This is a genomic window from Aristaeella hokkaidonensis (genome assembly GCF_018128945.1).
GTDB lineage: Bacteria > Bacillota > Clostridia > Christensenellales > Aristaeellaceae > Aristaeella > Aristaeella hokkaidonensis.
The window spans coordinates 1,821,610-1,844,898 of record NZ_CP068393.1 but is presented as its reverse complement, the minus strand read 5'-3'; the positions used below and the strand labels follow the sequence as shown (position 1 = coordinate 1,844,898).

At 55.1% G+C, this 23,289-nt stretch carries 17 protein-coding genes and 7 tRNA genes; 21 read left to right on the top strand and 3 right to left on the bottom strand.

Translation table 11 applies throughout. The features are described 5' to 3' along the window. Nucleotides 1-49 precede the first annotated feature (49 nt). A complete protein-coding gene (locus JYE49_RS08270) occupies nt 50-2,494 on the top strand; it encodes a glycoside hydrolase family 94 protein (protein ID WP_093957149.1) in 2,445 nt (814 codons plus the stop codon). 107 nt (nt 2,495-2,601) lie between these two features. Here the strand turns inward: JYE49_RS08270 and JYE49_RS08265 are convergent, their stop codons facing one another. From JYE49_RS08265 to JYE49_RS08255, 3 genes are all read right to left on the bottom strand, one after another. Beyond that, nucleotides 2,602-4,110, bottom strand: coding sequence for an ABC transporter substrate-binding protein (locus tag JYE49_RS08265; protein ID WP_179217308.1), 1,509 nt, complete (start codon nt 4,108-4,110; stop codon nt 2,602-2,604). Between the two features lie 77 nt (nt 4,111-4,187). Next, entirely contained in the window at nt 4,188-5,135 is a 948-nt protein-coding gene (locus tag JYE49_RS08260; RefSeq protein ID WP_093957151.1) for a carbohydrate ABC transporter permease, read from the bottom strand. 20 nt (nt 5,136-5,155) lie between these two features. Further along, nucleotides 5,156-6,121: an ABC transporter permease gene (locus tag JYE49_RS08255; RefSeq protein ID WP_093957152.1), complete on the bottom strand. Its 966-nt coding sequence runs from the start codon at nt 6,119-6,121 to the stop codon at nt 5,156-5,158. 305 nt (nt 6,122-6,426) lie between these two features. On the opposite strand from JYE49_RS08255, the gene JYE49_RS08250 reads away from it, so the two are divergent. The 20 genes from JYE49_RS08250 to JYE49_RS08155 all read left to right on the top strand — a co-directional run bounded on the left by JYE49_RS08250 (nt 6,427) and on the right by JYE49_RS08155 (nt 23,288). Further along, nucleotides 6,427-8,826, top strand: a complete 2,400-nt coding sequence (locus JYE49_RS08250) for a glycoside hydrolase family 94 protein (RefSeq protein WP_304582577.1) — start codon at nt 6,427-6,429, stop codon at nt 8,824-8,826. Nucleotides 8,827-8,832: 6 nt separating this feature from the next. After that, the gene (locus JYE49_RS08245) at nt 8,833-10,254 is read left to right on the top strand and encodes a phosphoglucomutase/phosphomannomutase family protein (RefSeq protein WP_093957154.1); all 1,422 of its coding nucleotides are present in this window, start codon (nt 8,833-8,835) and stop codon (nt 10,252-10,254) included. A gap of 33 nt (nt 10,255-10,287) precedes the next feature. Continuing rightward, nucleotides 10,288-12,009: a sensor histidine kinase gene (locus JYE49_RS08240; RefSeq protein WP_093957155.1), complete on the top strand. Its 1,722-nt coding sequence runs from the start codon at nt 10,288-10,290 to the stop codon at nt 12,007-12,009. A gap of 15 nt (nt 12,010-12,024) precedes the next feature. Then, on the top strand, nt 12,025-13,233 hold the full coding sequence (locus JYE49_RS08235; RefSeq protein WP_093957156.1) for an ABC transporter substrate-binding protein: 1,209 nt from the start codon (nt 12,025-12,027) through the stop codon (nt 13,231-13,233). 9 nt (nt 13,234-13,242) lie between these two features. After that, complete coding sequence (locus JYE49_RS08230) at nt 13,243-13,989, top strand: response regulator transcription factor (RefSeq protein ID WP_093957157.1); 747 nt, start codon at nt 13,243-13,245, stop codon at nt 13,987-13,989. Nucleotides 13,990-14,199: 210 nt separating this feature from the next. Continuing rightward, nucleotides 14,200-14,739 (top strand): ribosome hibernation-promoting factor, HPF/YfiA family, encoded by a 540-nt coding sequence (hpf, locus tag JYE49_RS08225; RefSeq protein ID WP_093957158.1) that lies wholly within the window; start codon nt 14,200-14,202, stop codon nt 14,737-14,739. Between the two features lie 255 nt (nt 14,740-14,994). Then, nucleotides 14,995-15,231 (top strand): hypothetical protein, encoded by a 237-nt coding sequence (locus JYE49_RS08220; RefSeq protein WP_093957159.1) that lies wholly within the window; start codon nt 14,995-14,997, stop codon nt 15,229-15,231. An 85-nt stretch (nt 15,232-15,316) separates the two neighbouring features. Continuing rightward, the gene (locus JYE49_RS08215) at nt 15,317-15,796 is read left to right on the top strand and encodes a COG2426 family protein (RefSeq protein WP_093957160.1); all 480 of its coding nucleotides are present in this window, start codon (nt 15,317-15,319) and stop codon (nt 15,794-15,796) included. A gap of 16 nt (nt 15,797-15,812) precedes the next feature. Beyond that, complete coding sequence (locus JYE49_RS08210) at nt 15,813-16,682, top strand: DUF368 domain-containing protein (protein ID WP_093957161.1); 870 nt, start codon at nt 15,813-15,815, stop codon at nt 16,680-16,682. A gap of 157 nt (nt 16,683-16,839) precedes the next feature. Then, a tRNA-Pro gene (locus JYE49_RS08205) sits at nt 16,840-16,914 on the top strand. A gap of 19 nt (nt 16,915-16,933) precedes the next feature. After that, a tRNA-Glu gene (locus JYE49_RS08200) sits at nt 16,934-17,006 on the top strand. Nucleotides 17,007-17,027: 21 nt separating this feature from the next. Continuing rightward, nucleotides 17,028-17,101, top strand: a tRNA-Ile gene (locus tag JYE49_RS08195). 9 nt (nt 17,102-17,110) lie between these two features. Next, a tRNA-Asp gene (locus JYE49_RS08190) sits at nt 17,111-17,187 on the top strand. A gap of 33 nt (nt 17,188-17,220) precedes the next feature. Then, nucleotides 17,221-17,296: transfer RNA gene (locus tag JYE49_RS08185), tRNA-Thr, on the top strand. Nucleotides 17,297-17,323: 27 nt separating this feature from the next. Then, nucleotides 17,324-17,408, top strand: a tRNA-Tyr gene (locus tag JYE49_RS08180). A gap of 5 nt (nt 17,409-17,413) precedes the next feature. After that, nucleotides 17,414-17,497, top strand: a tRNA-Leu gene (locus tag JYE49_RS08175). Between the two features lie 230 nt (nt 17,498-17,727). Beyond that, nucleotides 17,728-18,636, top strand: coding sequence for a metallophosphoesterase (locus JYE49_RS08170; protein ID WP_093957162.1), 909 nt, complete (start codon nt 17,728-17,730; stop codon nt 18,634-18,636). Between the two features lie 68 nt (nt 18,637-18,704). Beyond that, the gene (locus JYE49_RS08165) at nt 18,705-20,051 is read left to right on the top strand and encodes a YveK family protein (RefSeq protein WP_093957163.1); all 1,347 of its coding nucleotides are present in this window, start codon (nt 18,705-18,707) and stop codon (nt 20,049-20,051) included. Continuing rightward, nucleotides 20,048-21,940 carry a GGDEF domain-containing protein gene (locus JYE49_RS08160; RefSeq protein WP_093957164.1) on the top strand — a complete coding sequence of 631 codons (1,893 nt, stop codon included), beginning with the start codon at nt 20,048-20,050 and terminating at the stop codon, nt 21,938-21,940. Before JYE49_RS08165 ends, JYE49_RS08160 begins: the two co-directional genes overlap by 4 nt. Continuing rightward, nucleotides 21,927-23,288 (top strand): O-antigen ligase family protein, encoded by a 1,362-nt coding sequence (locus JYE49_RS08155; protein ID WP_143754490.1) that lies wholly within the window; start codon nt 21,927-21,929, stop codon nt 23,286-23,288. Before JYE49_RS08160 ends, JYE49_RS08155 begins: the two co-directional genes overlap by 14 nt. The last annotated feature ends 1 nt before the right edge of the window (nt 23,289 follow it).

Genomic DNA, 23,289 nt, shown 5'->3' with positions numbered 1-23,289 from the left:
TAAAAATGACCGTTTTCGGACGGACAATTATACAGGAGGAAAAAGCTCCATGAAATACGGCCACTTTGACGACAAAGCGCGGGAGTATGTGATTGATACGCCGCGGACTCCGTATCCCTGGATTAACTATCTCGGCTGCGAGAAGTTTTTCGGCATCATCAGCAATACGGCCGGCGGCTACTGCTTCTATCGTGATGCAAGACTGCGCCGGATTACCCGCTACCGGTACAACAATATGCCGATCGACAACGGCGGCCGGTATTTCTATATCAATGATAACGGCACCGTCTGGAACCCCGGATGGAAGCCCGTCAAGACCGAGCTGGATGAGTATTCCTGCCGCCACGGCATGGGTTACACCATCATCACCGGTAAAAAGAACGGCCTGAAGGCCTCCCAGAAGAGCTTCGTGCCCATGGGCTACGACGCTGAGGTGCACCAGGTGACCCTGACGAACGAAAGCGACGCCGCCAAGGACGTGATCCTGACCAGCTTCGTGGAGTTCTGCCTGTGGAACGCGCAGGACGACATGCTGAACTTCCAGCGCAACTTCTCCACCGGTGAAGTGGAAGTGGAAGACGGCGTTGTCTACCACAAGACCGAGTACCGCGAACGCCGGAATCACTATTCCTTCTACGCGGTGAATACACCCATTGACGGTTTCGATACCGATATGGAAACCTTCCTGGGCATGTACAACGGCTTTGAAAATCCCCAGGCCGTGCTGACCGGCAAGATGGGCAACTCCGTTGCCTCCGGCTGGCAGCCCATGGCCGCCCACCAGATCAAAGTGCATCTGGAAAAGGGTGAGGAAAAGAAATTCAACTTCGTGCTGGGCTATGTGGAACTGCCCGTCGAAGAAAAATGGGAAAAGAAGGGCGTCATCAACAAGAAGCCCGCAAAGGCCATGCTGGCCGCCCTGTCTTCCGATGAACAGGTTGACAAGGCCTTTGCCCAGCTGAAGGCCCACTGGGACAACCTGCTGAGCGCCTATACGCTGACCTCCTCCGAGGAGAAGCTGAACCGGATGGTCAACATCTGGAATCCCTATCAGTGCATGGTGACCTTCAACATGAGCCGGTCCACCTCCATGTTTGAGAGCGGCATCGGCCGCGGTATGGGCTTCCGCGATTCCAGCCAGGACCTGCTGGGCTTTGTGCACCAGATTCCGGAACGTGCCCGGGAGCGTATCCTGGACATCGCCGCGACCCAGTTCCGTGACGGCGGCTGCTACCATCAGTATCAGCCCCTGACCAAGAAGGGCAACAACGACATCGGCGGCGGCTTCAACGATGACCCGCTGTGGCTGATTGCCGGTACCGCTGCCTATATCAAGGAAACCGGCGACTTCGGCATCCTGGACGCCGCGACGCCCTATGACTGCAATCCGGATGACTGCGGCACGCTGCTGGAGCACCTGGAAGCCAGCTTCATGCATGTGGTGAACAACCGCGGACCGCACGGCCTGCCGCTGATCGGCCGGGCGGACTGGAACGACTGCCTGAACCTGAACTGCTATTCCGATACGCCGGACGAGAGCTTCCAGACCTTCTCCAATCCCAACGCGCCGGATGAGCGGGTGGCTGAATCCGTGCTGATTGCCGGCATGTTCGTGTCCATCGGACCGGAACTGGTGGCAATTGAGCGCCGCAAGGGCAACAACGACAAGGCAGACGCCTATCAGAAGGATATCGACGCTATGACCGCCGCCATCGAAAAGGACGGCTGGGACGGCGAATGGTTTGTCCGCGCCTATGACGCCATGGGCAACAAGGTCGGCAGCAAGGAATGCGAGGACGGCAAGATCTTCATTGAATCCCAGGGCTACTGCGTAATGGCCGGGGTCGGCGTGGAGAACGGCATGGCTGAAAAGGCGCTGGAGAGCGTCCACAACATCCTGGAGACAGAGCACGGCATCGTACTGCTGCAGCCCGCCTACAAGGAATATCACCTGGAGCTGGGCGAAGTCAGCTCCTACCCGCCGGGATATAAAGAAAACGCCGGTATTTTCTGCCACAACAATCCCTGGATTATCGCGGCAGAGACCGTGGTAGGCCACGGCGACCGGGCCTTCGACCTGTACAGCCGGATTGCTCCCGCCTGGCGCGAGGAGATCTCCGACCTGCACAAGCTGGAGCCCTATGTCTACAGCCAGATGATCGCCGGCAAGGACGCGAAGAACTTCGGCCAGGCCAAGAACAGCTGGCTGACCGGTACCGCAGCCTGGAACTTCTACGTGATCAGCAATTACATCCTGGGCGTCAAGCCTGATTGGGACGGCCTGAAGATCGATCCCTGCGTGCCTCACACCTGGGACGGCTACAAGGTGAGCCGCCGCTTCCGCGGAGCGATCTACGACATTGAGATCAAGAATCCGTCTCATGTCTGCCGCGGTGTGAAGAAGGTCACCGTGGACGGGAAGGAAATCAGCGGCAATGTGCTGCCGGCCTTCGCGGACGGAAAGACCCACGCGGTGGAAGTTATCCTCGGATAACGCCTCATCTGAATATCATGAATCCCCTGTTCCGACCCGGAACAGGGGATTTTCACATAAAAAGAGAACCGCCGGAAATCCGGCGGTTCCGAAGGAAAGTATGGAGGTTACTTGGCGAGGTAAGCTTCCAGCTGAGCATTGGCTTCATTCAGGTAAGCTTCCATTCCGGCAGCATCCAGAGCGGCCAGGAAGGAGGGCAGTTCAGTCTCGGGATCGACAGCGCCGCAGTCCAGAGCCAGGGCGTACTGAGCAGCAACGTTGCCCAGGGCAGCCATTTCATTTTCAACGGGGCTGTTGTCGAACACGAAGCCCAGGGAAGGAATGCCCTTAGCGCCGGCATAGTATTCCTGGAAGGACTTACGGAAGCCCTTGCCTTCGGAAGCGGTGTCGGGCAGGATGGTGACGTTGCCAACGCCGTTGGTCCAGGGGCTGTAGGTGGCGCGGGCTTCGTCATTGAAGACGACCAGGCCTTCGTCGTTCAGGGTGTAGTGGATGCCTTCAACACCGTAATTCATCAGGGTCATGAGAACCGGGTCGCTGTTCAGCAGGGCCAGGAACTTGAAGGCTTCTTCCGGATGCTCGGAAGCGGAGTTGATAGCCATCATGGCGCCCTGGGAAGCGGTGGTGTCCACATAAGGATCGGTGCAGGGCACGAACTTGATTTCAGCGCCGCGGGCCAGCACGTCGGCAGAGTATTCATAGCCGAAGGCGTAGGACTGGGTGCCGATCAGGTAGGAAGCGTCCTTCTGGTGGTTGGTGCGGCAATCGTTGGAGGTTTCACCCACGGACAGGGCGGGATCGATGTAGCCGGCTTCGTAGTAGGCATGCATCTTCTCAGCGAAGGCCTTGTATTCGGGAGTGCCGAACTTGTTGACCAGCTTGTTGCCGTAGACGCCGTCAGCAGACACATCTTCGGGGTTCAGGTACAGGGACAGCAGGTTGGTGGAACCGGCGTCACCAGCCACGATGATGGAGTTGGTAACCATACGCTCGGCAACCATGGGCTCCACGAGGAAGGGATAGAAGCTGTCGCCTTTGACTTCCTTGGCCTTAGCGAAGATTTCGTCCCAGTCGAAGAATCCCTTGGCCATGAGATCGTCCACGGTGTAGCCCAGTTCGGTCAGCAGGGTGACGTTCACGTCCCAGGTGTTCTGGGTGGCGGTGTCTTTGAAGCCGTTGACGGCGTAAACGCCCTTGCCTTCAGCACCTTCGATGGTGGCGGCCTGCATCAGGCTTTCCGGAATGGCGGCCTTCAGATCGGCACCGTACTGCTCGATCAGGTCGTCCAGCTTCAGGAAGTAGCCCTTCTTGGCGTAGCTGTTGTATTCGTCAGAGCTCCAGGAGCAGGTGAAGACGATGTCAACATCCTTGTCGCCGGAGGTCAGGGCGTTGACGGCCTTCTCGTCGAAGTCGCCCCAGGTGCCCCAGATGACTTCCAGTTTCGCGCCGACTTTGTCAGCGATGTACTCGTTGACTTTTTCGAGCACGGCGGAGTCGTCGGAAACGTTGCTGCCATGGAACATGATGGTGATGGTGGGCAGATCGTCAGCGGCGGCAAAGCTGCACACGGACAGGATCAGCGCCAGGGTCAGAATGAGAGACAGGAACTTTTTCATGGTCATCCTCCTTATTTTCAGCACCTTCCCGGGTGCTGATATTCTATATTTTTAAGGGCTGTGCCCTTAAATTACGATTAACCTTTTACCGAACCAATGGTCAAACCAGCGACCACGTAGCGCTGGAAGAAGGGGTAAGCGCAGGCAATCGGGACTACGATGAACACGACCAGGGCCATCTTCAGGGACTGGGAGGGCAGCTGTGCCGCGGCTTTGGCAGCATCCGCACCCAGCATGGAGGAGTTCTTGGCCAGGAAGTCCGCGTTGCGCTGCATCCGCATCAGCAGATACTGCAGGGGCATGATTTCCATGTTCTTGTTCAGGTACAGCAGGGACAGGAACCATTCATTCCAGTAGGCCAGGGAGACCAGCAGGGCGATGGTGGCAATGCCGGGCTTCACGACCGGGAGTACGATCCGCAGGAGAGTGGAGTATTCTCCGCTGCCATCGATGGTGGCGGCTTCAATCAGCTCCGTCGGGACGGTGGTCTGGAGGAAGGTCCGCATGATGATGACATTGAAGGGACTGAAGAGCATGGGGACGATCAGGGCGGCGTAGTTGTCGCTGAGCCCCAGAACGCTCTTGCAGATAACGAAGGTGGGTACCAGACCGCCTCCGAAGATCATCGTGAAGAAGCTGAGGAAGTTGAAGAAGTTACGAAACCTGTAGTCCCTGCGGAACAGCGGGTAAGCGTACAGCACTGTAATGGAGACGCTCAGGAGTGTACCGACCGCAGTGATCAGGAAGGAGTTAAAGTAGCTTCTCCAAAGGGCATTCCCCAGCTGGAAGGTGTAGGTGAAGGCTTGGGTGCTCCAGGAAAGAGGAGCGAAGGAATAACCGATCTGACGAATGCTTTCCTCGGAAGAGAAAGCGATGATGATGACGAAGATGAAGGGGATAATGCACATCAGCGAGAATGCTGCCAGCACCAGGTGGAAGACGCTCTGGGTTCCCGTGCCGAAGCGATTCAGGGAGAAGGAGCCTGCCTTGATCTTCTTCTTAGCAGATTGACTAACAGCTGTCATCGGGCGAACCTCCTCAATAATCAGAACAGGGAACTGTCGGGGTCAATTTTGCGAACCAGGGAATTGGCACCGATAATGCAGATCAGGCCGATAAAGCTCTGCAGGAAACCGGCGGCTGAGCTCATGCCCAGGTTATGGGTGTTGGCGTAAGCCCTGTACACGTAGGTATCCACAACCTGCGTGACCGGATACAGAGAACCGGAGTTCTGGGGGACGTTGTAGAACAGGCCGAAGTCCGCGTTGAAGATCTTGCCGACGTTCATGATCAGCAGGATGACGATCATGGGGCGGATGCCGGGAAGGGTCACGTGCCAGATTTGCTGCCATTTGGTGGCACCGTCAACAGCCGCAGCTTCATACTGGGTGGTGTCGATGCCGGTGATGGCGGCCAGGTACAGCACGGAGGAGTATCCCAGGTTCTTCCACAGGTTACAGATGGTCAGGATCAACGGCCACCAGGTGGTATCGTGATAGAAGTTTGTCACTTTCTGTCCGGCGGCTTTCTGCATGAAGGGGATCATGCCGCTTGTGGGATCCAGGAACGCCAGGACGAAGTAGCTGGCGACGACCCAGGACAGGAAGTAGGGGAAGAACATCATGGTCTGGTACGTCTTGGCCAGGAACCGCGTGGTCAGTTCACTCATCATGACCGCGAAGGCTACTGAAATGACCAGGCCGAGAAGGATCCACAGGAGGTTGTAACCCAGGGTGTTGCGGATCATGATGCCCGTATCCGGGGATTTCAGGAACTCAAAGTTCTTCAGTCCAACCCATTCACTCTTGACGATATTGTTCCAGAATGTGTTGGGACGGAATGCCCGGTAGTTCTTAAAGGCAATCACAATGCCGAACATGGGCAGGTAGCGGATCAGAAGTAGCCAGACGGCGCCGGGCAGCATCATGGTGGTAAGCCAGAAGGTCTTCTTCGTGGCGGCGAAGCTGCGGAGCCCGAGGCGACGCCTGTCTTTTGCCTGAAGCGCTGTCATGGGCTTTCATCCTCCTTCATTGTCTTATCTGGTGATTAAATTCTATAAAAAGGACAATTTTCTGTCATTATCCTCTATTGTCAAATCTTGACTCCGGTTGCGCTGTTGGCCAAAGGATTGAAAAATAACGGATTCAGGGAACGACGGTATGTATATATATAATCGGAAGCCGCAGGATTTTCTGCCATTGACAGGGGTTGACAGCAGAATGCCAATCCGAGACAAAAAATGCCATACCTGTTCCTTCTTCTTGAGCTTTTGATTTGGTATGCTTATAATGAAAAATACAGCGCAGGAGGTTCTATATGCGTTACGGATATTTTGACGACGCCGCACGCGAGTACGTGATTGACCGGGTCGACGTGCCTGTTTCCATGACAAACTATCTGGGTACCCAGCGGATGGGTACCGTGATATCCCATAACGCCGGAGGATACAGCTGGCTGGACAGCCCGCAGCATCACCGGATTACCCGATTCCGTCCCAACGGCGTCCCCATGGACTGGCCGGGACACTATGTCTACCTGCGTGATGATGAAAGCGGGAAGTACTGGTCCCTGAGCTGGCAGCCCACGGGTCTCCCGCTGGATGAAGCGAAATATGAAGCGCGGCACGGCCTGAGCTATTCCCGCTTCAAGTGCGATTACCAGGATATCAGCGCGGAGCAGATCCTGTTTATTCCCCGGGAAGCCGGGAAGGAAGATCCGGTAGAGATTTTCGACGTCCGGATCCGGAACAATTCCAGCCGGGAGCGGAACCTCAGCGTATACGGCTATGTGGAGTTCTCCTTCCATGAAATTGACATGGACAACCAGAACTTCCAGATGAGCCTGTATGCCGCCGGTTCCCACTACGAGAACGACGCGGTGCTCTGCGAGCTCCACTATGAGCCCAACGCCTGGCAGTTCTTCGCCGGCAACTTTGTGCCGGACGGCTACGACGGCGTGCGGGAAGCCTTCATCGGCAACTACTGCACGGAGCGGAACCCGGCAGGCGTGAACACCGGAAAGCTGACGGCCTCCCATGAACTGGGCGGCAATCCCTGCGGCGCGCTGCAGAAGAAGCTGACCCTGAAGCCGGGCGAGGAAGCGCGGGTGCTGTTCTACCTGGGTACCGGCAAGGGCGACGCCGCGGAAAAGGCCAGGAAGCGCTATGACGAAGCGGGCACGGATGAAGCCTTCGCGGAACTGCGCAGCTTCTGGGACGCCAAGCTGGGCGGCCTGCAGGTGACTGTTCCCCATGAAAACATGAACCGCTCCCTGAACATCTGGAACCTGTACCAGAGCGAAGTGAACGTCCTGTTCTCCCGGTTCTCCTCCTTTATTGAAGTGGGCGGACGCACCGGCCTGGGATACCGGGATACGGCGCAGGACGCTATGTGCATTCCCCACGCGGAACCGGATATGTGCATGAAGCGCATCCGGCAGCTGCTGCACGGACAGATGAAGCAGGGCTACGGCCTGCACCTGTTTGATCCGGCAGTACTGGAGAAGGAAGAAACGGACGGCTTCAAGTCTCCCACGGTGATTCCGGAGGCGGACAAGAAGGGCATGCTGCACGGGCTGAAGGACGCCTGCGCGGACGACGCCCTGTGGCTGATCCCGGCGATTGTGGAAAACGTGCGGGAGAGCGGCGACCTGAGCTTCTTTGACCAGGAGATTCCCTTTGCCGATGAAGGCAGCGGAACCGTCTGGGATCATATGAAGGCGGCACTGGATTTCTCCTATGAACAGGTGGGCAGCCACGGCGTAACCAAGGGCCTGCGGGCGGACTGGAACGACTGCCTGAACCTGGGCGGCGGCGAAAGCGCAATGGTGGCTTTCCTGCTGGTGTGGGCGACGAACCACTTCCTGGATGCGGCCCGGGCTATGGGACGCAAGGAAGATGAAGCAAAATACACGGCGCTGAAAGCACACATGGAAGAGACCTGCCGGAAGCAGCTGTGGGACGGAAAATGGTTCCTGCGCGGCTTCACGGCAGCCGGGGCGCCGATCGGCTCCCAGGCGGCAGTGGAAGGCAAGGTCCATATGGAAAGCAATACCTGGGCTGTGATCAGCGGCGCCGCGGACCGGGAACAGGGCCTGAGCTGCATGGACGCGGTGGATGAATGGCTGTACACCCCCTGGGGCCTGATGCTGAACGCGCCGTCCTTCGTCACGCTGGATGACAGCATCGGCTTTGTGACCCGGGTTTATCCGGGCGTCAAGGAAAACGGCGCTATCTTCAGCCATCCGAACCCCTGGGCCTGGGTGGCGGAGTGCATGCTGGGCCGGGGCAGCCGTGCCATGAAGTTCTACGACGCGCTGCTGCCGGAAAACCAGAACGACAAGATGGAAATCCGGCAGGCGGAGCCCTACAGCTACTGCCAGTTCATCATGGGCAAGGATCACACAGCCCACGGCCGGGCACGGCATCCCTTCATGACCGGTTCCTCCGGCTGGGCTTATTACGCGGCGACCCGCTACATGCTGGGCATCCGGCCCGGATTTGAGGGGCTGACGGTGGATCCCTGCATCCCGGCGCACTGGGACGGCTTTGAGGCGGTCCGGAAGTGGCGCGGTGCCGAATACAGGATCAAGGTAACGAATCCCTCCCATGTGGAAAAGGGCATTGGACGGATCCTGGCGGACGGCAAGCCTGTGGAAACCATTCCGGTCTTCGATGAAGGCATTCACTTCATCGACGTGGAGCTGAAAGGAGAGTGATCCGGCATGATTAAGTTCGGTACCGGCGGCTGGAGAGCAATCATCGGCGACGAATTCACCCGGGCGAATATCCGCCTGGTGGCTGCCGCACTGGCCCGCAGGATGAAGCGGGAAGGCGCGGACAAAGAAGGAATCTGTGTGGGCTATGACCGGCGTTTCCTGAGCCGGGAAGCCCTGATCTGGTTCTGCGAAGTGCTGGCCGGCGAAGGCATCCAGGTGTTCTTTGTGAATATGAGCTGCCCGACGCCCCAGATTATGTTTACCGTAAAGGAAAAGAAACTGCCCTACGGCGCCATGGTGACGGCCAGCCACAACCCGGCGATCTGGAACGGTATCAAGCTGTTCACTTTCGGCGGACGGGACGCTGCCCAGGACGTAACGGAAGCAATCCAGGAGGAAGCAAACAGCCTCCGGGAGGATGAGATCCGGGATATGGGCTTTGAAGAAGCCAAGACCGCGGGCATCATCAAAATCATCGATCCGCGGGACGCCTACCTGGATTCCATCCTCGGCCAGGTGAATGTGGACGCGATCCGGAAACGGAGGCTGCGGATTGTGCTGGATCCGATGTTCGGCGTGAGCCTGACGGGCCTGCAGACGATCCTGTATACCTGCCGCTGCGACGTGGACGTGATCAACGACCGGCATGACGCCTTCTTCGGACGTCACCTGCCGGCGCCGAACCCGGACACGCTGGTGGACCTGCAGTATGCCGTGAAGGAACACAGGGCCGACGTGGGTATTGCCACGGACGGCGACGCGGACCGGCTGGGCATTATTGACGAAAACGGCCGGTACGTGACGGCAAACGAAATCCTGGCACTGCTGTATTACTACCTGCTGGAGTACAAAGGCTGGCAGGGCGCGGCGGTGCGGAATATCGCCACCACCCACCTGCTGGACCGGATCGCGGAGGACCACGGGCAGGAGTGTGTGGAGGTCCCTGTCGGATTCAAACATATTTCCGCGGGCATGGAAGCCCATGACGCCCTGATCGGCGGAGAATCCTCCGGCGGTCTGACAGTCCGGGGACATATCTCCGGTAAGGACGGCCTGTACGCGGCCAGCCTGCTGGTGGAAATGCTCAGCGTCAGCGGCAAGAAGCTCAGCGAACTGCTGCAGCTGCTGTATGACAAGTACGGCGAACTGCATACGGCTGAGTATGACTGGGCACTGACCGAGGAAAAACGGGAAGAGATCGCGAAAAAGATTATGACGGACAAAGAGCTGCCCGCTTTCAACCGGAAGGTGGAAAAGGTCAGCTACCTGGACGGCTGCAAGGTTTACCTGGACGGCGGCTGGGTAATTGTCCGCTTCTCCGGTACGGAACCCAGGGTACGTATTTTTGCCGAAGCGGAAACTGAAGAAGAAGCAAAACGCACCGTAAAACTGATGGCAGACTTTACCGGCCTGCCGTGGGAGGAATAAACTCTCCGGGATAACCGGGGAAAGGAAAGGACCATGGGAAAGGATACGGGCAGGAAAACGAAAAAGCGCCTGTTTGGAAGCATCCGGCATTCGCTGCGTGCTCAGATAGGCCTGATCGTGCTGCTCAGTTATCTGACGCCCGTGGTCCTTTTGGGCGTTTTTACGGGCGGTTTCATGATGAAACGGCTGGAGAACCAGACCCGGATGGCGGTCACGTCCGGCGCCGAACAGGCGTGGACGATGACGGAGCAGAATATTGAACGGACGCTGAACCTGGCCAGGGACGCCACCTATGACGGTGAACTGACGGATACCTGGCAGAGATGGAAAGACGGAAGTATCGGAAATTCCGAATATACACGGCTGTGCCGGAGCTACCTGGAAAGAAAGTACAGCCGGGAGCCCCTGCTGTCTTTTGCCGCCTGTTTTCCGGTGAGCAATCCGGAAATGATCCGGTATATCCGGGGCGAAACGCTGGACGGATCCGGGGAGCTGGAGAAGCTACGGGAAACCGTGCAGATCATGGGAGAACAACTGGACACCCGCTGCCGCTTCTTTCGGTTCGGGGAGCGCATCTACCTGGTGCGCAACCTGCTGAACCTCCGGATGGAGCGCTTCGGCATGCTGATCCTGGGAATCAACGAAGCACAGCTGTTCCAGCCGCTGAATGAGCTGGGAGCGGACTGGGACGCGCAGGTGGCCTTCCAGCTGGATGACTGCGGAGATCCTGAAAACCAGTGGGTGGACCTGGCACAGGGACTGACAGATGACGGAAAGGAAAAACTGTATTATACCCGGCTGTCCGCGGACAGGGAGAACAGCCTGAACCTGCAGCTGACCATGGACAGAAGGAAACAGTACAGCGAGATCTACACCTTCCGGCTGCTCCTGCTGGTGATGGCCCTGCTGCTGATCCCGATCATGGTACTGATCGGCATCTACCTGAGTCGGCGCATCGTAAAGCCCCTGACACTCCTGTCCGCAGCCAGCCGGCGTATTGAGGAAGGCGAACCCGGCGTGACGGTTCCCCTGAACGGCGGGGATGAGCTGGGCCGCCTGGGACGGTCCTTCTCCAAGATGTCCCTGCGGCTGAAGGAACTGATTGACAAAACCTATAAAGAAGAAATTGAACTGAAAAACGCGCAGATCCTGGCCCTGCAGAGCCGGATCAATCCGCATTTCATCAACAACGCCCTGGAAGATATCAACTGGCAGGCCCGGATGGAAGGATCGGAGAGTATCTCCTCCATGGTGACCTCCCTGTCCGTGCTGCTGAACGCCACCATGGCGCGGCAGGACCGGCGGCTGGTAACCCTGCGGGAAGAGATGGAAGTGGCGGAGGCCTATATCTATTTCATCCAACAGCGCTTCGGCCCGGACCTGACGATGAACCGGGAAATCGAGGAAAAAGCGCTGGACGGCATCCTGCCGCTGCTGACAATCCAGCCGCTGCTGGAGAACGCAGTGGAGCACGGCATTGCCCCGGCGGGCGGCGGAACGATTACCATCCGCTGCTCCCTGAACGATGCCTGCATGCATATCGCAATCATCAATACAGGCAGGGAGACGGGCAAAGAGGACAGGGAGCGGATTGAAGCGGCCCTGCACGGACAGCCCACCGGAAAGCACCTGGGCCTGGCGAATATCGTGAACAGGCTGCGCCTGATCTACGGGGAAGCGGTGACGATCCTCGTGGATACGGACATCCCCGGACAGACCACGGTCAGCATCGTGATTCCCCGGGAGATTCCCTAAAGGAGGCAAAAGCATATGCGAATCAGGAAATGGATTGCGGTTACGGCGGCGCTGCTGCTGACAGTCCTTGCCGGAACAGGAACGGCGGAGGGCGGCGTTACGCTGCGCACCATCAGCTGTTTTGCGGGGTTGGACGGCTCCGCGGATGAATACGTCGCGATTCTGCAGCATTATGAATCGATGACCGGCAATACGGTAATCGACAATTCCTCCATCATCGACGAGGCGTGGAAGACTGCGATCCTCAAGGATTTCGCTGCAGGAAATGAACCGGATATCCTTTTCTTCTTCGCGGCGGGAGCGGACTCGGCTCCGATCCTGTCCCGGGTTGTTTCCCTGGAGGAAATCAACGCGGATTATCCGGATATGAACCTGCCGGAAGCCGATATCCTGCGGGAACCGGACGGGAAGGTTTATGCCGTGCCGGTGAGAGGGTACTGGGAAGGTCTGTATGTGCATACAGACCTGTTTGAGCTTTATCACGCTCCGCTGCCGACGGATTGGGATTCCCTGATGGAAGCCATCCGGATTTTCCGGGAGAACGATATTATCCCGATTGCTGTATCCCTGTCGGACATTCCCCATTACCTGGCGGAAATGTCCCTGCTGGCCTGCGCCTCCAAGGAAGACCTGGCGGCAAGACCGAAGACTTTTGAAGAAGTGCCTGCCTCCTGGCTGGAGGCGATGAGCCTGATCCGGGAGCTGGCGGAAGCGGGCGCTTTCGCGGATAACGCGTGGAGCACCTACGAGACCGCGTCCACGAACCTGTTCCTGACCAAGAAGGCAGCCATGCAGATGGATGGCAGCTGGCTGGAGTCCTCCTTCTCCTACGGGATGATGGATACCCTGCGGGTGCTGCCCATGCCGCTGCGGAACGGGGAGGGAGTATCCGACTGCTATCTCGGCGGCGTATCCATGGGCTTTTACCTGACCCGCAGGGCCTGGGAATCCGGGCGGCGGGACGCGGCGGTAGCCCTGCTGAAGGAACTGACCAGTGAAGAAAGCATCCGGGAACTGGGAAGCTCCTCCCTTTCCGGACGGCTGCTGGATTCCGCAAAGGATATGCAGACGGGAAGGCAGATGGTCAGCCCGCTGCAGGACGCAATGAACAGCAAGGCCCGGGAAGTCTGGCTGCTGGAATGCATCCCCGCGGTGGCGGAGGGCACAATGACGCCGGAAGAATGCTGGCGCCGGGTGATGAGCCTGGCTCCTTTCGGGGAATGAGGTGAAGAGATGTATCGGGTAGTCCTTGTGGACGATGAAAGACTGATTATCCGCGGACTGTCCACGGTGATTCCGTGGGCAGAACTTGGCTGTGAAATCGCCGGTACAGCCCATGACGGCGTCAGCGGCCTGGAACTGATCCGCAGCATCCGGCCGGATATCGTGCTGACGGATATCCGGATGCCGAACATGGACGGACTGACAATGCTGGCAGCCATCCGCAGCGAGTTTCCGGGCATCCAGATGTCCGTGCTGACGGCTTACCGGGATTTTGAATACGCCCGGAAGGCCATTACGCTGGGCGTGTGCCGATACCTGCTCAAGCCCAGCAACCTGGATGAACTGCAGGAAGCCGTGAAGCTGATGGTTTCCCGGCTGGACGCCATGCCGCAGCTGCCAGAGGATCCGGATGACGAATCCGTGAAGGAAGCCGGCAACCACCTGGTCAAGGCGGCGCTGGCCTATATGAAGGAACACTGCACAGAGCAGCATCTTTCCCTGGGAGAGGTGGCGGATCACGTTTATGTGAGCCAGTGGCATCTGTCCAAGCTGCTGAATCGTGAAACGGATCAGAGCTTCTTTGACCTGCTGGGAAGTATGCGGATTGCCAAAGCCAAAAAACTGCTGGCGGATCCGGCGCTCCGGATACATGAAATTGCGGAAATGGCAGGCTTCTCAGACGTGGCGCATTTCTCCCGCAGCTTCAAGAAAATCGCCGGCTGCACGCCCGGAGAATATAGGAATCATCAGATGTAAATACAAATTTTGTTATAAATGGTCTTAAATTCTCAAAAAAAATACAAAAGAGAGAAGGAATTCGCCAAGGAGTGTCGAAATAATAAAACAGAAACAAAATGAAAGGGTGTGATGCCGATGGCACACGATCTTTCACAGAGAGGGAATCTGATCGGATAACCTTTCTGTGAGAATCATGTATCACAAATTTGAAAGGAGCCCATCGGAAATATGAAACTTACAATACAGGCACGTAACATGTCGGTCAGCCCGGCAATCACTCAGAGGATCGAGAAGAAGACGGAAACCATGGGCAAGTATCTCTGGCCGGAGACAGAGATGCAGGTAAGAATGAGAAAGGAGAAGAACGACCGCCGGGTGGTGGAAATCACCGTTCCCATGGGAAAGAACGTCATCCTGCGCAGCGAGTCCTCCGCGGACGACAACCTGTTCCTCGCCATTGACAAAGCCCTGGCGAAGATGGAACGGCAGATCCGGAAACACCGGACGAAGCTGGGCAAGAACCTGAGAGAAGAAATCCCGGATGTGCCGGAGTATATTGAAGAGGATTCAGGCGAAGAAGAGAAAGAGAGAAAGGTGGTTAAGCAGAAGACCTTCCCGGTACGCCCCATGAGCGTGGAAGACGCCGCAATTGAAATGGAACTGCTGGGACATAATTTCTTCGCCTTTGTAAATATCGACACAGACCGGACCAACGTCCTCTATCTGAGAAAGGATGGAGATCTGGGTCTGCTGGAGCCGGAAGCTTAATGAGACTGTAAAGTCCGGATAGGACAATCAGGAACGGCAAAAAAAGCTCAAACAGCATGTGGAATTTCCGGAGAGAAGCCATGCACATCAAAACGCGATTAGCGATCAGAGCGACAAGGCCGTAAAATGACCCTGAGATCCGGACCGTACAATATACCCCGGGGCCGCGGGTGCGGCCCCATTTTTTTGCATTTCTTGAATATCATCCGCTGGTTTGCTATAATTTCCCTTGAATTCGGGAAGGAGACGATCCGTATGCGGTGCAGCTGTAAGCAATGCGGAACCTACATGATCCAGGCGGAAAGCGATCATCTGGGCTGTATCTGCCCGGATTGCGGCTACCGCTGCAATGACTGCCTGGGAACCAATACGGTGGTCAGCCGGGAAAGGCTGAAGGACCTGGCCTTTGATCCCCGGTTTGATCCGGAAAACATCGCCGCGTCCTTTGATGAGGATCCGGAAGACGCCGAATGGTTTGATGACAGGCCCTGACCCGGCTTTACACGGTTTTGCGGCTATGCTATAATGCCGACGTTGTTTTTTTGCCGGGACATTTATAATGCCCGCCGGAGGATATATGCTGAAACATTACATTATTTCATTTTTGATTTCCATGGTTCCCCTGATCGAGCTCAGGGGCGCTTTACCTTACGCACTGGCCAACGGGATTCCCACCCTGCCTGCTTATATCGTATGCATGGTGGCCAATATGCTGCCGGTGCCGGTGATCTTTTTCTTTGCACGCAAGGTGCTGGAATGGGGCAAGGATAAAAAATACATCGGGCGCTTCTTTACTTTCTGCCTGGAAAAGGGTCACAAAGCTGGCGAAAAGCTGAAGGAAAAGGCCGGCACCAAGGGACTTTTCATCGCGCTTCTGCTGTTTGTCGGCATTCCGCTTCCCGGAACCGGCGCATGGACGGGCACCCTGGCTGCAAGCATCCTGGATATGGATTTCAAATCCAGCGTCATTGCTGTGCTGCTGGGCGTCCTGCTGGCTGCCATCATTATGGGTGTAGGAAGCCTGATTGTTATCAACGGCGTACAACTTTTTGCCTGAAGGGAAGGTTAGTTCAATGCTGCAGTGGATTCTTGACATTCTGCGCGGAGCCGTTATCGGCGTTTCCAATATCATCCCCGGTGTATCCGGCGGAACCATGGCGGTGTCCATGGGTATTTATGACCGCGTGATCTATGCGGTGAACAACCTTTTCAAGCAGTTCAAGAAGAACTTCAAGGATCTTCTGCCGATTATCATCGGCGTGCTGATCGGCCTGTTTGCATTTGCCGCGCTCATCGGCACCCTGCTGGGAACGAAGTCCGCGGAGATTCCGATCACCCGCCTGCCCACCAATTTCGCGTTCATCGGCCTGATTCTCGGGGGACTTCCCGCCATTTACAAGCGGGTCAATATGAAGAGCGCCAAGATCCCCGGCGTGATCCTGTTCCTGGTCTTCCTGGCGCTGGTAGTGGTTCTGCCCCTGCTGAATCCTCCGGAAGCGCGGACAGTGGATCATTCCATCGGAACCATCCTGCTGATGATCCCGCTGGGCGCAATTGCTTCCTCCACCATGGTCATTCCGGGTATCTCCGGCTCCATGATCCTGATGCTCCTGGGCTACTACAACCCGGTTATCAATGCCATGAATGACCTGCGGGGCGGGGACTGGTCCAGCCTGGCGATTCTGGCACCCTATGTCATCGGACTTCTTGTGGGCATCGTGTTCATCGCGAAGCTGATGAACTTCCTGCTTAAAAAGCATGCCGCGCTGACCTTCTCCGCGATTTTCGGCCTGGTGATCGGATCTCCTGTGGCACTGCTGATGCAGAACAGGGAATGCTTCCAGATCGCAAATACCGGAAACTGGATTGCAAGCATTGCCTGCCTGATCATCGGGTTTGCGATTGCCTGGTTTATGTCCACGCTGGATAAGAAGGAAGCATAAGACAAGGACTGATCCGGGCAGGCACACATACACGACAGGGACTGATTCAGCACGTAAAAAATTTCTTCCGTAATGGAAAAAATAGTGATTGACATCCGTCAAAAAATCGTGTATATTATGACAGTCGCCTGCGGGATAGACCGTGGGAAGGATGCACCGGGGTGTAGCGCAGTCTGGCTAGCGCACGTGCTTTGGGAGCATGGGGCCGGGGGTTCGAATCCCTTCACCCCGACTCAAATCACCTCGTACGTGGCTCCGTGGTCAAGAGGCCTAAGACACCGCCCTTTCACGGCGGCTACCCGGGTTCGAATCCCGGCGGAGTCACTTTTTCTTCCTTTCCGATATGGGCCTTTAGCTCAGTTGGTCAGAGCGGCCGGCTCATAACCGGTTGGTCCGGGGTTCAAGTCCCTGAAGGCCCACAGCCATTTGGCCCGGTAGCTCAGTTGGTTAGAGCGCCAGCCTGTCACGCTGGAGGTCGAGGGTTCGAGCCCCTTCCGGGTCGCCACTTTTACGGTAGGACTCGCAGAACGAGCTTCGTGCTGGCGTAGCTCAATTGGCAGAGCAGCTGATTTGTAATCAGCAGGTTGCGGGTTCGAGTCCCATCGCCAGCTCCACCCTTTGGGTCAAGAGGGACATCATATGGGTAGGTTCCCGAGTGGCCAAAGGGAGCAGACTGTAAATCTGCCGCTATTAGCTTCGGTGGTTCGAATCCACCCCTGCCCACCATACTTGCGGGAATGGCGGAATTGGCAGACGCGCATGATTCAGGTTCATGTGTACGTACGTACTTGCAGGTTCAAGTCCTGTTTCCCGCACGTAGAGCTCTTGAGAGATCAAGAGCTCTTTTCTTTTTACTTCCGATCATCCGGCTGCGGTTTCTTTGCCATTGCTCCGGTATGATGTATGTACTTTATGATCCAATCATATTATTTCATGATTGCAGAATGCAAAAGTGTAACGTAAATCACCTTGTTTTTCATATATTCAGCTGATATAATAGGAAAAACAACTATGCAAAAATCTAAACTCAGGAGTAAACGTTTACATGAGTACTGATACCGTACTTGTAAAAAAGAAAACGGCAAGGCGGAAAAACCGTTTTTTGCGGAAGTTCTTTCGTGTACTGATCGTTTTGGTATTGATCCTGGCGATCATTACTGCAGCTGTGTATTTTTACAGCCAGTATACGCAGACCCATTACCTGATCAGATTCTATCAGGAGACATCCGGAAAAGTCAGTGACAACATCCGGATCGCGGTTGTCTCCGATATTCATAACCGGGAATACGGGGAAAACAACGAAACGCTGATTTCTGACATCCGAGCCCTGAAACCAGATCTGATTCTTATCCCGGGCGATATGGTGATCCGGGAACAGGATGACTACCGGCCCATGCTGAATCTTGTGTCCTCATTATCCGGGATCGCGCCGTGTTACGGGGTTCTCGGAAATCATGAGAGCGAACGCATTTATTACCGGGACGACCAGGAACTGCCCGGGAAGTTCAGAGACGCGGGGCTGAAGCTGCTGCGCAACGCGACTGAAGAGGTCCGGATCGGAAATGACGTGATCCAGCTGATCGGAGTGGAAGGCAGCGCTCACGGATTTGAAGCATACGGCGGACGGGAATTCATGGATAAAACCGTGATCAATCCATCTGCGTACAGCATTCTGATGACCCATGTTCCGATCCTCTTTGAACCGCAGCTGGCCGGATATGATTTCGACCTGGGAATCGCGGGACACGTGCACGGCGGGATTGTGAACCTGCCTTTTGCCGGAGGCCTGTATTCGGACGAAGAAGGATTCTTCCCGCGCTTTACTGCGGGGGAATACACGCTGCAGAACCAACAGAAACTGATCGTTAGCGCGGGACTCGGCGATTCCAAACCGTTCCCGCCGCGGATCAATAACATGCCGGAACTGGTTGTGATCGATATTGACCGGTATTAGGAATTCCCGGTGTACAACCGCCGCACAGCACGTCTGCAGGATGACCTGAAAGATAAGAAGGAGAAGGAATGAAAGAGAAGAACAAAATCCGGACTGGCGAATCCGCAGGAACGCCCGGAATTTCCGGCAAAGTATGGAACGGCATGCGAAATGCTTTGAAAGTATTCCGGAAGAGGTGGCGTTTCTTTCTCATTGTTTTTATGCTTGTTTTCCTGGCATTGTGCGGTTATCACTATTTTGTAAACAAGCACACGGCCAGCACTGTGCTGTCGCTGGATTATGAGGAAGCTTCCAAAGGCCTGACGCCCAACAGGACGCGGTTCAACATCTTCGAGATCCAGGGCGGCGAAGTGATGGAACGGCTGATTGAATATGCCGGCCTGGAAGGAAAGATCACTCCGAAAGAACTGAGCGAATGCATCAACGTCCAGGCAACGCATGATAAAAGCATCAGCGGCAGCGTGAACTATATCAGCACCTCGTTTGTTGTGGAGTTTACAGTCAACGGGGCTATGGCCGGAAGAACCGCGGAAGATATGCTTTCACTTCTTTGCAAAGCGTATCGCGAGTACTTCGTGGAGCACTACGGATACAATCACTCCATCCTGTCTTTTGAGATTGATGACCTGAAATTCAATGACGAGTATCTGACCGCGGTTGATCTGCTGGACCTGAAGTGCAGCCAGCTGGAGAAATATGTACAGCTTCGCAGGCGGGAAAGCAAAAACTATCAGGAACCGGATACCGGAATTACTTTTTCAGCGCTGGAACAGCGGGTGAATAACTTCTATGACTATGACCTCGCAAAACTCCGATCCTATGTGATTGAAAACGGCATAGCGAATGACCGGGCTGGCCTTATCAGCATGCTGGATTACAAAATACGTATGGATCGGCTGATGTACAGCAAACTGATGGCCGCGTACGATGAGGACAACAATGGAATCCGGATGTACGATGCGGCAATGAGCGCTGTTGTCATGATTCCTACCCAGGATCAGACGATGCAGTATTATATGTCCAGGACCAAAACCGGGATGGACAATATGGCCCTTCACGCCGACGCGCAGCTTGCAGGCGCGACAGAACGGCTGGAGCAGATTGAATACAGCACTTATCTGACTGAAAAGCTGAAGACAAGGCTGTCTGACCGGAAGAAAAAAGCGAAGGCTGACGCTATGATCCACGAGATGGACGAAACACTGGATAAACTTGCCGCTGATATCCAGACGGCGGACAGCGCATATACGAGCGCAAGAGCCCGCAACTATATCAGTTTCAGCGATGACAGCAGGGGCTTTAAGGATCAGATTGACCTCGTTCATTCTCTCCTTTATTCCGTGCTGGCCCTGATCGCGTTACTGGCCTGCGTGCTGCTGTGGAAGATTCTTTCAGACAAGGAGAAAGAAGTATGAGACAATTCAGCATTCTGCGCTATCTGAAGAAATTCAGCCTGCTGATCTTTCTTCTGTCCGTGATCGGCTCCCTGTTTATCTATTTCTACGCCAAATCCCAGCAGCGGTATGTGGCTTCCACGGTGATCCAGTATACCAACTCCGCTGCCAAAGAGGGGTATACACCGGACGGAAGTCCCCTGAATGTGGAAGAAATCTATTCTTCGACGGTGATTGACGCTGCCATGGCAGACCTGGGATTTCATTCCAATATTGATTCTGTCCGCTCCAACTGCTATGTGGAGGAAGTGGTTCCGGAAACACAGCAGAAGCTGAATGAAGCCCTGGTGGAAAAGGGTGAGGATCCCTCCTATGTTACGGATACGTACCGGGTATATTTTATCGGCAACAATGATACCGGTGAGGATTATGCCTGGAACATGCTGGACGCCATCATCAAGAATTATTACGAGTTCTATGCAGGAAAGTATGTGGAGGAACCGCTGCAGGGCAACGGCGTTTCCGTGCTGGCGGAAGGGAACTATGACTATGTGGAAAGTACGCAGGTGATGGAGGATTCCATTTCGGAAATGCTGGATTACCTGCTGAGCAAACGGGAAGACTATCCGTATTTCCGGTCGGTGGACACGGGATATACATACAACGACCTGTACCGTATCTACCGCCTGCTGTACAATTACGAAATTCCCGGCCTCTATGCGGCAATACTGTCCAATGCGGAGACGAATGACAGCGACCTGCTGGTGAGCCGGCTGACAAAAGACTGCGAGGATCTGCAGCTGTATATCGAAAACCGGCAGGAACGGTCAAAATCCCTGAAAAAACTGATTGACAATTACAGCATCCGCAACAAGGAAATGATGGATTATCATTATCAAAGTGCGGAGAACGGAACGGAATCCATCCTGAAGGATGTTGAATACAATCATGAGCATAGTAACAAGGAAACAACATATGACGGCCTGATCCAGGAATATGTGGACCTGAACATCGATGTCCGGCAGAAAACAATCGAGAAGGAACACAAGGAATACCTGCTGTCTGTGTTTGAGGCCGAGGACCATGCACAGGGGCGGAAGACTTTCAGTTCCGAAGAAATCCGTGAAAAGATCAATCGCTGTGCAGAACTGGCAAACAAATACTATCAGTACGTGGAAAACACGGGACGCGAACTGAACCGCCAGCTGAGCGCAAATTATCTGGCGATGATCAGCAGCATCAATGTTCAGCCGACTGTGAACATCAAGCTGTACCTTGTGCTTGCCATCATATTGTTTGTGCTGGTGGGCGGCATCGGAGCTGTACTGCTGGGAAGAGCACTGGACTTTATCGACTATTTCCGGTATGTGGATAAAACCGTTCAAATTCCGAACCGGGCCAGATGCGACGTGTATATCAGTGAATGGGCGAACAAACTGCTGGATGAGAATTTTGCCTGCGTAGCATTGAAGATGGATTCCCTGAGCAGCCTGTCCAATGAATACGGACGGGAAGCCGGTGATGAAGTGCTGAAGGACTTTGCGGCGATTCTGAAGAGCTACGGCGACCTGTACGGATTTGTGGGGCATAACGGCAGCGGCGTCTTCTACGCCTTCTTCCCGAAATGCCCGCCGGACAAGCTGGATGTGATTCTGAAAGCAATCGGACGCCAGGTTGAGAAATACAATAACCTGAATCAGGGACATACTGTTCACTATATCTCCGGCAAAGCTGTTTCAAGCGAGGACCACATTTTTGAAATCAGAGATCTGCTCAGGCTTGCCCTGCAGAGAATGCATTCTGAACAGAATGAGGCCGAATCAGAGGATGTTTCCGGTAAAAATGCACCGGAGAAAACCCGGAATCGCACAAAGCCGGTAAGCACGGGGAAAAAAAATGATGCGCAATAACTCCCTGCTGAATGGTGAATACAGCCGGATGCAGCAAACAACAAGAAAGGAATGCCCGGTATTTATCGCATTTCTCGCTGTTGCCTGCACCGTTTTCGCCGGCCTCGGAGACTGGAAGACACTCAATGATGCATACGGAGCGTTGCCGAAAGTCATCGTGCTCGGGACGATCGTATGTGCATTCCTGTGTTTCCTTGTGACCGCAGATTTCGCAAAGATCAGGAAGGCAATAGGGTATTTTCCCATCTTCCTGCTCATGATTGCCGTTTATACCCTGGTCAGCCTGTATATATGGATCACGGATCTTTCCCAGACAGCATCCATCAGCCGGGCAGGGCAGAAGATCCTGTTCCAGACAATTGTTATTATTTACTGTGTATTCATGTGCTACCTGTTTGAAGACAGGGCGATCAATTACATGTTTTTCAGCATGTGCGCCACAAACGCGGCCATCATTCTGCTGGAAATGCCGAAGTACGGTTTCGTGGAGAGCATTTCTTCCGTTGTGACCTGCCTGATCACGTTCGGTGAGGCTGAAGGGTTTGTGCGGGCGCTGGAAATCCATGATATCACTTTCCTGTTCGGACAGTTCTTCATTTACTACATGATGTTTGCACCGAAAGGCTCAAAACCGGAGAAACGCATCCGGCGCCTGGGGGTGATCCTCTCCGTATTTTTCATGCTGGTGGGATTGAAACGCAGCGTCCTGCCGGCGGTGCTTTTTGTATGTGTATTCGTAAAGCTGGTCCGGAAGGCCCGGAAACCGGGAAAGTTTATCATGGCGACGGGGATCAGCCTGTTTCTGTTTTTCTACCTGTATCTCTACCTGACGCGGAACGGTATCCTGGTGGCGTTTCTGGAGTCGCTGGGGGTTGACATGATGGGCCGCGATGTCCTGTGGAAGCTGCCAAATGACTACTATGAGCTTTCCCCGCTGTGGAAGGGATTGGGCTTCGAAGGCGTGACCGACCTGGTGAATATCTGGTACAGCAACGGACTGATCAATCATCCATTTCCGCTGCACAATGATATCCTGAAGATCTTTATTGAACTCGGCGCGCTGGGATTCACCCTGTGGGCGGGGATCAATTATATCCTGTATCCCTCTTACTGGATGAAACAGCATGATACGGAAACCGGATTGCTGTATATAGCCATATTGGCCTATATGACCGTAACGTACCTGACGGACAATACAGCTTTCTATTTCTGGAGCTGTATCGGCCTGAAACTGATTCCCATGAGTTACAGCTACCGGATCCGCGAAAAGCTGAAGCAGGTTCGGTGGAAAGCGCCGACACCGGATGAAGCGATGAATGAGATCCGGCTGATTGAGATGGGAGAATGAT

What these genes read in the sequence shown, in the direction of transcription:
- JYE49_RS08270 (WP_093957149.1), top strand. Translation starts at nt 50, where the DNA reads ATGAAATACGGCCACTTTGACGACAAAGCGCGGGAGTATGTGATTGAT.
- JYE49_RS08265 (WP_179217308.1), bottom strand. Translation starts at nt 4,110, where the DNA reads ATGAAAAAGTTCCTGTCTCTCATTCTGACCCTGGCGCTGATCCTGTCC.
- JYE49_RS08260 (WP_093957151.1), bottom strand. Translation starts at nt 5,135, where the DNA reads ATGACAGCTGTTAGTCAATCTGCTAAGAAGAAGATCAAGGCAGGCTCC.
- JYE49_RS08255 (WP_093957152.1), bottom strand. Translation starts at nt 6,121, where the DNA reads ATGACAGCGCTTCAGGCAAAAGACAGGCGTCGCCTCGGGCTCCGCAGC.
- JYE49_RS08250 (WP_304582577.1), top strand. Translation starts at nt 6,427, where the DNA reads ATGCGTTACGGATATTTTGACGACGCCGCACGCGAGTACGTGATTGAC.
- JYE49_RS08245 (WP_093957154.1), top strand. Translation starts at nt 8,833, where the DNA reads ATGATTAAGTTCGGTACCGGCGGCTGGAGAGCAATCATCGGCGACGAA.
- JYE49_RS08240 (WP_093957155.1), top strand. Translation starts at nt 10,288, where the DNA reads ATGGGAAAGGATACGGGCAGGAAAACGAAAAAGCGCCTGTTTGGAAGC.
- JYE49_RS08235 (WP_093957156.1), top strand. Translation starts at nt 12,025, where the DNA reads ATGCGAATCAGGAAATGGATTGCGGTTACGGCGGCGCTGCTGCTGACA.
- JYE49_RS08230 (WP_093957157.1), top strand. Translation starts at nt 13,243, where the DNA reads ATGTATCGGGTAGTCCTTGTGGACGATGAAAGACTGATTATCCGCGGA.
- hpf (WP_093957158.1), top strand. Translation starts at nt 14,200, where the DNA reads ATGAAACTTACAATACAGGCACGTAACATGTCGGTCAGCCCGGCAATC.
- JYE49_RS08220 (WP_093957159.1), top strand. Translation starts at nt 14,995, where the DNA reads ATGCGGTGCAGCTGTAAGCAATGCGGAACCTACATGATCCAGGCGGAA.
- JYE49_RS08215 (WP_093957160.1), top strand. Translation starts at nt 15,317, where the DNA reads ATGCTGAAACATTACATTATTTCATTTTTGATTTCCATGGTTCCCCTG.
- JYE49_RS08210 (WP_093957161.1), top strand. Translation starts at nt 15,813, where the DNA reads ATGCTGCAGTGGATTCTTGACATTCTGCGCGGAGCCGTTATCGGCGTT.
- JYE49_RS08170 (WP_093957162.1), top strand. Translation starts at nt 17,728, where the DNA reads ATGAGTACTGATACCGTACTTGTAAAAAAGAAAACGGCAAGGCGGAAA.
- JYE49_RS08165 (WP_093957163.1), top strand. Translation starts at nt 18,705, where the DNA reads ATGAAAGAGAAGAACAAAATCCGGACTGGCGAATCCGCAGGAACGCCC.
- JYE49_RS08160 (WP_093957164.1), top strand. Translation starts at nt 20,048, where the DNA reads ATGAGACAATTCAGCATTCTGCGCTATCTGAAGAAATTCAGCCTGCTG.
- JYE49_RS08155 (WP_143754490.1), top strand. Translation starts at nt 21,927, where the DNA reads ATGATGCGCAATAACTCCCTGCTGAATGGTGAATACAGCCGGATGCAG.